This is a genomic window from Alcanivorax sp. 1008, from assembly GCF_020667895.1.
Taxonomy (GTDB): Bacteria; Pseudomonadota; Gammaproteobacteria; order Pseudomonadales; family Alcanivoracaceae; genus PGZG01.
In genome coordinates this window covers 507408-520225 of sequence record NZ_JAFMPS010000002.1, presented here as the reverse complement: position 1 = coordinate 520225, position 12818 = coordinate 507408, and the positions used below count along the sequence as shown (strand labels likewise).

Sequence of the window (12818 nt, the reverse complement as noted above, 5' to 3'; positions counted from 1 at the left end):
TTAGTCGGACTGGGACTCGCGTTCGATTAACTCGCGCAGCATTACTGTCTGGATGCGGTGGGTGTTATTGGCAGCTACCTTGTAGAGCAGCCGATGACGTTTAAACTCGGCGATGATACGGCTAGCTGTTTCCTTGGTGATGCCGGCAATCGAAGCCATATCATCCCTTGAGACCAGTTCAATATCTCCGTTACTATCGGCGCCGATATCTGCCAACAGCAGTAATAGCTCGGCAATCCGTGAGCGGGCCTTGCCCGTATTCAGATGCTCGATCCAGTGATCTGCCCGGTCCACATGATACTGCAACTTCTGACGCACGGTGACGCATAGCTCCGGATGATGCCGCTCAAGATCAAGCAGTGTCACTTTGGGGATGCGGCATAGATCAACTCTCTGAAGAGTTACAGCGGTATGTTTGTAAACCTCGCCCTGATCCAATAGCTCCAGCCCGACCACCGCACCCTTGCCGAGAAGGCGCACAACTCTTTCGTTGCCATCAGGGCCCAGCCGGATCAACTTTACCAGACCAGAGCGAATCGAAAAAATCTCCTTGCCCAAGGTGCCTTCGTTGTACAGGATGCTACCGGCCTGGTGCCGCTCATTATCAATAGGATGTAACAGCTGATCGAAGCTCTGGGGCGGCAAGCGGGAGAACAGCATCACGCTGCGAACAGCACAGTGCGCGCAATCAGCACGGCCCAACCATTCATGGTCTACGCAATAGCTGGATTTTCTGTGCCCGCTAGACATACTCTCTCCAATTCAACGTTGCCGGGTGGCGCAGCTTCAACTTTACCCGCCGGCAAGGCAAAAAAAACCCCCGCATTGCGAGGGTTTCTTGTGAACGCTGAAACTTTGCCTATCAAGCCTGCATAACATTACGTAGCTTGCCAATGGCGCCATTCTCCAACTGGCGAATACGCTCGGCGGATACGCCATACTCGTCTGCCAGCTCCTGCAGGGTAGCCTTGTCATCAGCCAGCCAGCGGCGCTCGAGAATGTCGCGGCTACGCTGATCCAGATTATTCAAAGCCAGTGCCAACTGCCGGCTATGGCGCTGCTCCAGCTGATCACGGTCAACCGTCTCGGACGGATCTGCGTCATCAGCAATCAGATACTGGGCAGGGGCCAACACAACCTTGTCATCATCGCCGCTTTCAGGAGCATCAAAGGTGCTATCAAAGGCGCCAAGACGACCTTCCATTTCCTGAACATCGGCCAACGTTACGCCAAGGTCCGCCGCTACCTTAGTGGCCTCATCGACAGACAGCCGGCCCAGACGTGTTTTCTGGCCGCGCAGGTTGAAGAACAGCTTGCGCTGCGCCTTGGTGGTGGCAACTTTAACGATGCGCCAGTTGCGAATCACATATTCATGAATTTCGGCACGAATCCAGTGCACGGCAAAGGACACCAGACGCACGCCCTTGGTCGGATCAAAGCGGCGCACCGCCTTCATCAAACCGATATTGCCTTCCTGAATCAGGTCGCCCACGGGCAGGCCATAGCCGCCATAGCTGCGGGCAATATGCACAACAAAACGCAGATGGCTAAGCACCAAACTGCGGGCGGCATCCAGATCATCATCGGCGTAGAGGCGCTCGGCCAAGGCACGCTCTTCTTCCACTGACAGAACCGGCACGCTGCTAACAGCGCGAATATAGGCATCGAGATTGTCGCCCGGAACTCCGATGGCAAGGGTTTCAAGCGGCTTCAACTGGGTATTCATAGCTTCCCCCGTGGGTCATCTGACCCGGATGTTAGCACTCGACTGCTTTGAGTGCTAACCCCTCTGAGAGTTCCCCCATGGCAGGGCGGGGAGAGGTCAGGCCGCGGCCCTTTTGGCCACCGCCCGCAGAACGATCTGGCACTGCTTATCGCCATACTCACGGATATCAGCTGCGGCGGCCTCAGCGTCCCGGGCCAGCACATTACGCAGCAGGTTCTGGAATATGACCAGCGATACGCTCAGCTCAGAGGTCTCTTCCTTTAGCGCCAAGTAGGAATAGCGACGTAATAGTGGCAGCAGGTCTTCAATGTCGTTGGCTAAATACCGATTGGCCGAGAAACGGTTCACTGCGATAGCAACGAAACCAAACGCCACATCGTGGGCGGCGGCGATGTCGTTATTGGCATGGAAGCGTTCAAACTCCGGCAGTATGGCGGCCAGATCGGCCAGTTGCTCACCCTGCCAAGTGCGAGCTGTCCGGGCAGCCAGCTCGCTCAGTAACAGGAACAGGAAGTCGTAAAGATCACGAACCTGCGTCTCGGTGACTTCGCAGACCCGTGCACCACGGCGCGGCTGGATTTCAATCAGGTGCTGGCGCTCCAAGAGACGAAAGGCCTCTCGCAGTGAGTTGGTGCTCACATCAAGCTGTTTCGCCAGCTCAAGCTCGGGCAAGTGGGCGCCTGGCAGCAACTCCCAACGGACGATCTGATCCGCCAGATGGCGGGCGATCTGCTCACTGAGGCTGGCAGCTCTTATGTTCATTTGCTTCCTTTCCTGCTTGTACCGATGGTAATCCGGCGCCCACATGAGTCGGCAACCGCTGGTCGGTAGAATAGCACCATTTTACATGAATTGTTTGACACCTCAGTGAGGCTGGCCTAGTCTGCAACCTTGACATTGCTCAATGTCACAATAAAAAGAGAACGCTGCGGGGTACATGTTATGTTTGAGAACGTTGATCCAAAGACCATGCTCAAGGTAAAGAAGGTGGGCTACCCACTGTTCTGGCTGGCACTGCTACCGATCCTGCCGCTAAGTGCGCTGGCAGGCCGCGAGTCCGGCACTCAGGATTACTGGGCCTGGTTCATCTATTTCACCATCTTCGGCATTATTCCGATTCTGGACTACATTATTGGCAAGGACTCTGCCAACCCAGACGAAGCGCTGGAAGTGCCCTCGCTGTCCGAGGAAAAAACCTACCGCTGGTTTACCCTGCTAATGGTGCCAATCTGGTTCGGCGTGCTGTTTTGGGGCGGCTATATCTTTATCGCCAATGATTACTCCTGGTTCGGCATGCTCGGCTGGATGCTGTCCATCGGCACCGTCGGCGGCATCATCGCCATCAATCTTGGCCACGAGCTGATCCATAAGGATCCGAAAATCGAAAACTGGGCCGGCGGCCTGCTGCTAGCCTCAGTAACTTATGCCGGCTTCAAGGTCGAGCATGTGCGTGGTCACCATGTGATGGTCTCGACCCCGGAAGATGCCTCCTCGTCGCGCTACAATCAGGGCCTGTACGCCTTCCTGCTGCACGCCTTCCCGCATAACTTCGTCAACGCCTGGCGCCTCGAGGCCGACTACCTGAAGCGCAAGGGCAAGAAAGTGATCAGCAAGGACAATGAGCTGATCTGGTGGTATGGGATTTCATTCGCGCTGGGCGGCGTCTTTTACGCCCTGTGGGGCTGGATGGGCGTACTGTTCTTCTTTGGTCAAAGCTTCTTTGCCGCGCTGGCACTGGAGATCATCAACTACATTGAGCACTACGGCCTGCATCGCCGGGTGCTGGAGAACGGCAAGTACGAGCGGGTCACCCCGGCACACAGCTGGAACTCCAACTACCTGCTGACCAACATTGCCCTGTTCCAGCTGCAGCGTCACAGCGATCACCACGCTTATGCCAAGCGCCGTTATCAGGTGCTGCGACACTACGAGGAAAGCCCGCAGCTGCCCGGCGGCTATGCCTCCATGTATGTACTGGCGCTGTTCCCGCCGCTGTGGAAAAAGGTCATGAACCCCCGCGTCGAAGCCTACTATCAGGGCGAGATGGATCAGCTGTTCCGCACCGGCAAGCGAGTCAATAACATCGCCGCCACCGCTGAATAGGCCCTCAAGGTCAAAGGATCTCCTGAAAGCCGGGCCACTACGTGGCCCGGCTTTTTTATGCCCGGAGACCACTCGGAACATAACGGGGGGTATACAGATTTTGCCATCTCGTTACACCTGAATTGTTTGACACTTCAGGTGAAATGAAAGAAGCTGTTCTGGTCGACAGCCTGTTGGCTGCCTGTATCTGTATCGGAGAAAAATCATGTTCGAGAAAATCGACCCGAACACCATGCTCAGACTGAAGAAGTGGGCTTACCTGCTGGTCTTCATCGCCCCGGCCACACTGGTACTGTCCTGGTACATGGCCAGCCAGCCCGGCGCCGCCAGCAATCTTTGGGCATTCTTCCCACTGATCTTTATCTTCGGCATCGTTCCGGTGCTGGACTACATCATCGGCAAAGATGCGGCCAACCCGGATGAGGCCACCCAGGTGCCAAGCCTGAACGAAGAAAAGATCTACCGTGTGTTCACTCTGATCTGCTTCCCGGTGCAGCTGGCGGCGATTGCCTTTGCCGGCTGGGTATTTGTGGACGGCAATTTGTTCAATAGTGTGGGCCAGCTCGGCTGGGTAATATCTACCGGTATTGTTGGCGGCGTACTGGCCATTAACGTCGGCCATGAGCTGATCCACAAGGATCCAAAACTGGAAAACTGGACCGGCGGCCTGTTGCTGGCAACGGTGACCTATGCCGGCTTCAAGGTAGAGCACGTGCGTGGCCACCACGTTCATGTGTCCACACCGGAGGATGCCTCTTCCTCGCGCTACAACCAGAGTATCTATGACTTCTTGCCAAAGGCGCTGGTGCGCAACTTTCTCGCTGCATGGCGCCTGGAAAAGGAGTATCTGCAACGCAAGGGCAAGAAGGCATTCAGCAAAGACAACGAGCTAATCTGGTGGTACGGCTTCTCCGCACTGCTGGCCGTGCTGTTCTTTGTCGCCTTCGGCTGGATGGGTGTGCTGTTCTTCTTCGCTCAGAGCCTGCTCGCTGGCCTGACCCTGGAAGTGGTGAACTATATCGAGCATTACGGCCTGCATCGCCGGGTGCTGGAGAACGGCAAGTTTGAGCGCGTTACTCCGGCGCACAGCTGGAACTCGAACTACCTGCTGACCAACCTGCTTTTGTTCCACCTTCAGCGTCACAGCGATCACCACGCTTATGCGAAGCGCCGCTACCAGGTACTACGTCACTATGACGAAAGCCCCCAGCTGCCCGGTGGCTACGCTTCCATGTTTGTGCTGGCGCTGATTCCGCCACTTTGGAAAGCGGTAATGAATCCACGGGTTGAGGCCTACTATCAGGGCGAGATGGACCAGCTGTTCCGTGAGAACAAGCGGGTTAACAACATTGCTTCAAACGCCTGATCGGAAGCTGGTTCGAAAGAATAAAAAACGGGCCTTTCGGCCCGTTTTTTATTGATCCGAAGTACCACGACTCAAGCTTGAATCAATTTCTTCTCGCGCAGATAGCTCAGCACCATTTCAACGCAATCTTCGACGCTGTTCTGGTCCGTGCGAATATGTATCTCCGGATTTTCTGGCGCTTCATAGGGCGCACTGATGCCAGTGAACTCAGGAATCTGCCCGGCACGTGCTTTTTTATACAGACCTTTAGGGTCGCGCTCTTCGCAGGAGTCCAGCGAAGCATCCGCGAATACTTCAATAAAATCATCGCTGCCAGCCAAATCGCGGGCCAGCTGACGATCTTCGCGGTAGGGTGAAATAAACGCCGTCAGAGTGATAACGCCCGACTCACGAAACAGCTTGGCGATTTCAGCAATACGACGGATATTTTCCTTACGGTCTTCCGGCGAGAAGCTCAGGTTGTTATTGATGCCGCTACGAATATTGTCGCCATCCAGAATGTAAGTCAGGTTGCCAAGCTTATGCAGGGCTTCTTCCACCGCTACTGCCAGAGTCGACTTGCCAGCACCAGACAGGCCGGTAAACCACAGGGTAACACCACGCTGGCCGAGAAGGCGCTCACGATGTTCACGTTTGACCACGCCTTCATGCGGATAAATATGCTTTGCCATGTTGTCATTTCCTCAGAATTACTGGCGCCAGAACATCGGCGTGAACAGCACCAGAATGGTAAATACCTCAAGTCGCCCAAGCAGCATGGCCACACACATTAGCCATTTTGCCTCAGTGGCGATGTCTCCAAACCCGGCAGATACGCCGCCAATGCCCATCCCCAGCGTATTCAAGGAGGCCGCTACCGCCGAAAAAGCAGTCACCAGATCCATCCCGGTAGCCATCATCGCCAGAGTAAGAAGGACGGCTATGGTAACGAAAACTCCGATGAATCCCCAGACCGACTGCAGAACCTGATCATTTACAGTGCGGCGACCAAAACGCAGGGAAAATACACCGTGGGGATAGACCAAGCGACGAAGCTCTCGCTGACTCTGGTGCAGCATCAAGGCAACCCGGACCACCTTCATACCCGCCGTGGTAGAACCGGCACAGCCACTAATAAAAGACGTGAAGATCAGCAGTATCAGCAATGTGAGCGGCCAGTTCCCCGCCGCATCGGTGCTACTAAGCCCTGTCCCGGTGCCATAGGAAGCAACCTGAAAGGCAGCATGGCGAGCGGTTTCCTCAAAGCTGTCATAGCGCCCGCCGGCCCATAAGGTCACCGTGGCGATGGTCAGATAGATAAACATCAGCCCGGTATAGAAGCGAAACTCCGGGTCGCGAAAGAAGGTCTTGATGGAGCCGCGGCGCAGCGCCGCAAACATCAGGGCGAAACTGGCCCCTGAGAAGAACATGAAAAATGCTCCCACCCAGTCCACTGCGGCACTGTCAAAGGCCGCCATACTGGCATCACGGGTAGAGAAGCCACCCGTGGATACCGTACTGAAGCTGTGACAAATTGCCTCGAAGATACTCATCCCCGCCAGCCAGTACCCTGTTGCACAGGCAATGGTCACCGTCAGGTAGACATACCACAGAGCCTTCGCTGTTTCGGCAATTCTGGGCGTTAGCTTGGACTCTTTCATCGGCCCGGGAATTTCGGCCTTGTACAACTGCATGCCACCCACGCCCAGCATTGGCAAAATCGCCACCGCCAGAACCACAACACCCATGCCACCCAGCCACTGAAGTTGTTGGCGGTAATAGAGCAGGGATGGCGCCATATCATCGAGACCAGACAGCACGGAGGCTCCCGTCGTAGTCAGTCCAGACATGGACTCAAAGATGGCGTCAGTAGGTGATACTTTCAGAATCAGAATAAACGGCAACGAACCAATCAGACCGAGCACCGTCCAGAACAAGGTCACGATCAGAAAACCGTCCCGTACGCCAAGCTCCTCGCGCACCCGGAAGAACATCATCCACAGAGCCATGCCGGAAGCAAAGGTAATGGCGAAGGCACTGAGAAACGGTAGCTCCATCCCATCGTCATAGATCCATGCAACCAGCACAGGGGGTAGCATGGTGATGCTGAACACCATCAGTAACATGCCAAGGATCTTGATGATCAGCGCAAGATGCATATCAGAAGAAGGTAAACCCGACCTGGAACAGTTTCTCGACGTCGCGGATGCGGCGGCGGTCCATCACGAACAGAATGACGTGGTCATCAGCCTCAATAACAATGTGGTCGTGGGCGATCAGCACCTTTTCCTGACGAACAATGGCGCCGATATTAGTGCCTTCCGGCAGATCAATATCCTCGATGCGCTTACCCACTACCTTGGAGCTACGAGCATCGCCGTGAGCCACCGCTTCGATGGCCTCAGCAGCACCACGACGCAAAGAGTAGACGTTGACGATATCCCCACGACGAACATGGGTGAGCAGACTACCGATGGTGGCCTGCTGCGGAGAGATGGCAATGTCGATATCACGCCCCTGCACCAGATCCACATAGGCGGGATTACTAATCAGCGTCATCACCTTGCGCGCGCCAAGGCGTTTGGCCAATAGCGATGCCATGATGTTTGCCTCGTCATCGTTGGTCAGGGCACAGAAAACATCGGCACTTTCAATATTTGCCTTGATCAGACGATCCCGGTCAGTACCAGTGCCATGCATAACGACGGTGTGATGCAACTGCTCAGACAAAACCTGACAGCGATCTTCATTACGCTCGATGATTTTGACGTTGTAGCGAGTCTCAATGCTTTTCGCCAAACGGAAGCCAATATTGCCGCCTCCGGCAATAACTACTCGCTTGTAGTTATGTTCCAGCCGGCGCAGCTCGCTCATTACTGCACGAATATCATTACGGGCGGCAATGAAAAACACTTCATCATCTGCTTCGATAACGGTATTGCCTTCAGGCAGCAGCGCACGATTGTGACGGAAAATTGCCGCCACGCGGGTATCCACATTAGGCATGTGCTTGCGCAGCTGGCGAATGGCATTACCCACCAGCGGGCCGCCATGATAGGCACGCACCGCCACCAACTGGACCCGGCCGCCGGCGAAATTGACCACCTGCAAAGCACCCGGGTGTTCAATAAGACGCTTGATGTAATCGGTGACCACCTGCTCCGGACTGATGATCACATCGATGGGCAGGGCATCGTTGCCGAACAGTTTTTCTTTCTGCGAATAGGCCGCAGCACGTATCCGGGCAATCTTGGTAGGGGTGCGAAATAATGAATAAGCAACCTGACAGGCGACCATGTTGACTTCGTCGCTGTTGGTCACCGCAATAAGCATGTCTGCGTCTTCAGCGCCGGCCTGTCGGAGAATGGCAGGGTAGGAACCACGGCCAGTGACAGTACCGATATCCAGGCGCTCGGCGAGCTCCGCCAGACGTGCGCCATCGGTGTCCACCACGGTAATGTCATTTTGTTCGCCGGCGAGGTTTTCGGCGAGGGTACCGCCAACCTGTCCGGCACCAAGAATAATGATCTTCATGCCGGAGTTTCCCTGTCAGTCCGTTTTGCGCATACGGGCATAAAAGAAACCGTCAGGGCCATCCGCCACAGGCAGCAACTGGCAGCCGTGTGCAGTGATAACCGAACGGGCCTCAACGGGCGTATCTTCGCGGGCATCCCCGTGCCTTGCCAGGAAGGCTTGCACCTGCCCGGCGTTTTCTTCCGGAAGTATCGAACAGGTGGCATAAACCAGCACGCCACCCGGCCTGACAAGCGGCCATATTGCATCCAGTATGCGGGCCTGTAAACCACACAGGCTGTCGATATCGCTATCGCGACGGTGCCATTTCAAGTCTGGCTGGCGACGCAGGATGCCGGTGGCGGAACAGGGCGCATCCAGCAATACCGCATCAAACGGCTGGCCATCCCACCAGCTGTCCGGCTTGCCCGCATCACCCGTAAGCAAAATTGCCGAGCGATGCAGCCGGTTCAGGTTGTCACGAACCCGTTGTAAACGGCTGCCATCAATATCCAGTGCGATCAGCTCAGCATCCGGGAAATACTCCGCCAGCTGCCCGGTTTTGCCTCCTGGCGCAGCGCAGGCATCCAGAATACGGCCGCCCTTGGGAGCCTCTATTAACAGGGCCGGCAACTGGGCCGCTTCGTCTTGTACCGACAGTAGCCCCTCTTTAAAGCCGGGCACCTGCTGTACCGGCCGCGCCGGCGAAAGATAGGCCGCCTGAGGGGCCAGAGAGCCACGGCGTACTTGGAAACCATCTTCGACCAATGCCGCTTCGGCAGATGGATCGCTCAAACGCATGGTAAAAGGAGGGGCAAGCAAAGCAGCTTCGGCGATGTCATTGGCCTGCTCTGGCCAGGCCTGATCAAGTCGCTGCCAAAGCCAGTCTGGCAAGGAACAGCGCACTGGAATATCAAGGTGACGGCCCACTTCCGCCGCACTGCTTCGGCTGGCTTTGCGCATTAGCGCATTGCACAAACCGGCGGCCCAGGGAGCATTTAGAGCCCGGCAGACATCGGGCCAGGCATTGACCACCGCGTGCTGCGGCCGCTCGCTGAACCACAGCTCATAGATGCCACACAGCAACGCCAGACGTACCGACTTGGCGGAGCTTTTCAAGGGCTTGTCCATCTGCTCATTGAGCCAGTGATCGAGCAGCCGCTGGTGGCGACAAACACCAAACATCAGGTCCGCCAGCAGCCCCCGCTCTGCCGCCAATAGCACCGGCTGGTCGGCAAGCACTTCGCGCAGGCTTTTACCGCCACCCTCCGCCGGCAGGATCTTAAGCAGGCCGCGCACCGCCAGCACACGCACATTGTCAGCCATCAGAGCTCCTGCCCGGTGTAGAAGAGATCGGCATGACCACGCAGCAGGTCCGCCACCGGCAGGGGCTTTTTACCCGGCAGCTGAATCCGTGTCAGCCGCAGGCTACCTTCACCGCAGGCCACTTCAATGCCCGCCGGGGATACCGACAACACCTGACCAGGCTGGCCGGCGCCGCCAGCAGCCGTTGCCGCCAAGACCCGCATTGGGCCTTCCGGACGAGGCACCCAACTAACTGGCCAGGGGTTAAACGCGCGAACCTCACGGGCTAGCTGGCCGGCTGGCTTGGCCCAGTCCAGCTGAGCCTCTTCCTTGGTCAGCTTGTGGGCGTAGGTAACACCTTCCTGTGGCTGGGGCGAGGCTTTATTTTGAAGGCTCTCAAGGTCAGCAAGTGCTTGCACCAGCGCTTTGGCCCCCAACTCGGCAAGGCGGTCATGAAGACTGCCTCCGGTATCGTCAGGGCTAATAGCTGTGCGCGCCTCAAGCAATACCGGGCCAGTATCCAGACCGGCCTCCATCTGCATAATGCCCACCCCGGTTTCATCATCACCCGCAGCGATGGCACGCTGAATTGGCGCGGCGCCGCGCCAGCGCGGCAGCAGAGAGCCATGCACGTTAATGCAACCGAGCCGTGGCAGGGAAAGTACATGACGGGGAATAATCAGCCCGTAGGCCACCACCACCATGACATCCGCAGCCAAGGTGGCCAGCTCATCGCAGACCGCCTTACCCTTCAGGTTTTCCGGCTGAAGAACCGGGATGCCATGCTCCAGGGCAAGCGCCTTGACCGGGCTGGGCTGTAGCGCCCGACCGCGCCCGGCGGGGCGATCTGGCTGGGTCAGCACAGCAATCACCTGATGGGAAGAAGCAAGCAGTGCCGCCAGACTTTCAGCAGCAAATTCCGGCGTGCCGGCAAACACAATGCGCAACGGACAGACCTCGTGAAGGAGCCAGAAAACAGGGAATCAGGCGTGACGCTGGACCTTTTCCAGCTTTTTCCGGATGCGCTCACGCTTCAACCGGGACACGTGATCAACGAAAAGCTTGCCATCCAGATGGTCGATTTCATGCTGCAGACAGACTGCCAACAGGCCGTCAGCCTCCATCTCGAACTGCTCACCATGTCGGTCTAGCGCCCGCACCAGGATGCGATCCGGCCGCACCACCTGTTCGTGGAAGCCGGGCACCGATAAGCAGCCCTCCTCATAGGGCTTGGTATCGGAACCGATCGGTGTGATCTGCGGGTTGATAAACACCATGGGCTGATCACCGTCCTCGGAAACATCCAGCACTAACAGTCGCTTATGGACATTCACCTGAGTGGCCGCCAGACCGATACCAGGAGCTGCGTACATGGTTTCAAACATGTCGTCGATCAATTTGCGCAGTCCGTCATCCACCTGCTGAACCGGCTTTGCTACGGTACGCAGGCGGGGATCCGGAAATTCAAGAATCTCAAGTAATGCCATAGGTCCGGCCCTGAAGTTGCGACAACACTCTAAATATGGTTGCTAACGCTATGATCACGTTGCTAATATCGGTTCCAAATACCGCCTGAATCGGGCTTGCTCAGCACCCCCGGGAGAGGCAACTTGGGACCACGCCAATAATGATAAAAGGAATCCGGTAATGATGAAATCGCTCCTGCGCACCCTGTCCGCCGGACTGCTGGTGACGGTTGCCGGTCTCGGTGCCCTTCAGGCTTCGGCGAATGTCACCCTGAAAAACGGGCACCCGGAAGTGTACTACGTCAAGCAGGGAGATACTCTTTGGGATATTTCCGGTCAGTTTCTGGAAAGCCCCTGGCAGTGGCCAGAGCTGTGGCACGTCAATGAAGAAATTGGCAACCCTCACCTGATCTACCCCGGTGACGTGATTCGCATGGTTTACGTCGACGGCCGCCCGCAGTTGCAAGTTGAGCGTGGTGCGGCGGCAGGCAAAGAAACCGTCAAAATGATGACTGACGGTTCGCTGGTAAAGTTGTCGCCGCAGGTACGTGAGCTGCCACTTGATTCTGCCATCCCGATGATTCCAGTGAGCAGCATCCAGACCTTTTTGCGAGAAGCTTTGGTAGTCAACAAAGAGGAAGCCTCTCAGGCGCCTTATATCATTGCCGGCTCTGACCGCCGTGTGGTGTACGCCTCCGGTGACACCGTGTACGCCCGTGACCCGGTCAACAAGTGGGCGGAATTGATTCAGTCCTATGGTGTGTTCCGCGTCGGCTACCAGTACGTAGATCCGGAGACCAGAGAGATTCTTGGTATTGAAGCGCTGAAAATTGGCACCGTACGAACCACGGACCAGAAAGATGATGTCGCCACTTTCCGCGTCATTATTTCGCAGGAGGACATCCGTCCACAGGACCGCCTCTTCACCAGCCGCGAAGGTCGCATGCAGTCAACTTTCTATCCAGCAGCACCGGATACCAAGGTTGAAGCACGCATTATTCGCTTCTTCGATCGCCTGCACAGTGTTGCCCGCAACGATGTGGTGGTAGTTAACAAGGGAAGTCGCGACGGTCTTCGGGATGGTCACGTTCTCGAGGTCAATCAATCTGGCGAGCGAGTCAAGGATCCACTGAGCAAAAGCATGGTCCAGCTGCCAGATACAAAGGCCGGAACCATGGTTCTTTTCCGGGTCTTCGAGAAGGTATCCTATGGCTTGATCGTGCAGTCTTCTTTGCCGATTCGAATGAATGATATAGCTACCAACCCCGCTGGCAGCCTGCCAGATATGTAAGCAATCGGCTATTTGCTACGCAAAAACCCGGTGATAGCCTCGCCGGGTTTTTTTATGTCTGGATACTTC

At 56.3% G+C, this 12818-nt stretch carries 12 protein-coding genes; 3 read left to right on the top strand and 9 right to left on the bottom strand.

The genetic code is table 11. The features are described 5' to 3' along the window. From J1C54_RS05340 to J1C54_RS05330, 3 genes are all read right to left on the bottom strand, one after another. Entirely contained in the window at nt 1-750 is a 750-nt protein-coding gene (locus J1C54_RS05340) for a Crp/Fnr family transcriptional regulator (protein WP_229145496.1), read from the bottom strand. Nucleotides 751-862: 112 nt separating this feature from the next. Continuing rightward, complete coding sequence (rpoH, locus tag J1C54_RS05335; RefSeq protein WP_229145495.1) at nt 863-1726, bottom strand: RNA polymerase sigma factor RpoH; 864 nt, start codon at nt 1724-1726, stop codon at nt 863-865. A gap of 96 nt (nt 1727-1822) precedes the next feature. Further along, a complete protein-coding gene (locus tag J1C54_RS05330) occupies nt 1823-2488 on the bottom strand; it encodes a GntR family transcriptional regulator (RefSeq protein ID WP_229145494.1) in 666 nt (221 codons plus the stop codon). 180 nt (nt 2489-2668) lie between these two features. Between J1C54_RS05330 and J1C54_RS05325 the strand changes: the two genes are divergently transcribed. Both J1C54_RS05325 and J1C54_RS05320 read left to right on the top strand, forming a co-directional pair. Then, a complete protein-coding gene (locus J1C54_RS05325; RefSeq protein ID WP_229145493.1) occupies nt 2669-3829 on the top strand; it encodes an alkane 1-monooxygenase in 1161 nt (386 codons plus the stop codon). Between the two features lie 205 nt (nt 3830-4034). Further along, nucleotides 4035-5195 carry an alkane 1-monooxygenase gene (locus J1C54_RS05320; RefSeq protein WP_229145492.1) on the top strand — a complete coding sequence of 387 codons (1161 nt, stop codon included), beginning with the start codon at nt 4035-4037 and terminating at the stop codon, nt 5193-5195. A 71-nt stretch (nt 5196-5266) separates the two neighbouring features. On the opposite strand, the gene cysC is transcribed toward J1C54_RS05320, so the two are convergent. Genes cysC through def form a run of 6 tightly spaced genes read right to left on the bottom strand, consistent with a single transcriptional unit; the run spans nt 5267 to nt 11479 of the window. After that, nucleotides 5267-5866, bottom strand: coding sequence for an adenylyl-sulfate kinase (cysC, locus tag J1C54_RS05315; RefSeq protein WP_229145491.1), 600 nt, complete (start codon nt 5864-5866; stop codon nt 5267-5269). Between the two features lie 18 nt (nt 5867-5884). After that, nucleotides 5885-7333 carry a TrkH family potassium uptake protein gene (locus J1C54_RS05310; RefSeq protein WP_229145490.1) on the bottom strand — a complete coding sequence of 483 codons (1449 nt, stop codon included), beginning with the start codon at nt 7331-7333 and terminating at the stop codon, nt 5885-5887. Nucleotide 7334: 1 nt separating this feature from the next. Continuing rightward, nucleotides 7335-8708, bottom strand: coding sequence for a Trk system potassium transporter TrkA (gene trkA / locus J1C54_RS05305; RefSeq protein ID WP_229145489.1), 1374 nt, complete (start codon nt 8706-8708; stop codon nt 7335-7337). Between the two features lie 15 nt (nt 8709-8723). Next, on the bottom strand, nt 8724-10013 hold the full coding sequence (gene rsmB / locus J1C54_RS05300) for a 16S rRNA (cytosine(967)-C(5))-methyltransferase RsmB (protein WP_229145488.1): 1290 nt from the start codon (nt 10011-10013) through the stop codon (nt 8724-8726). Beyond that, on the bottom strand, nt 10013-10939 hold the full coding sequence (gene fmt / locus J1C54_RS05295) for a methionyl-tRNA formyltransferase (protein WP_229145487.1): 927 nt from the start codon (nt 10937-10939) through the stop codon (nt 10013-10015). Before fmt ends, rsmB begins: the two co-directional genes overlap by 1 nt. Before the next feature lie 36 nt (nt 10940-10975). Beyond that, nucleotides 10976-11479: a peptide deformylase gene (def, locus tag J1C54_RS05290; RefSeq protein ID WP_229145486.1), complete on the bottom strand. Its 504-nt coding sequence runs from the start codon at nt 11477-11479 to the stop codon at nt 10976-10978. 160 nt (nt 11480-11639) lie between these two features. On the opposite strand from def, the gene J1C54_RS05285 reads away from it, so the two are divergent. Beyond that, nucleotides 11640-12749, top strand: a complete 1110-nt coding sequence (locus tag J1C54_RS05285; protein WP_229145485.1) for a LysM peptidoglycan-binding domain-containing protein — start codon at nt 11640-11642, stop codon at nt 12747-12749. Nucleotides 12750-12818 lie beyond the last annotated feature (69 nt).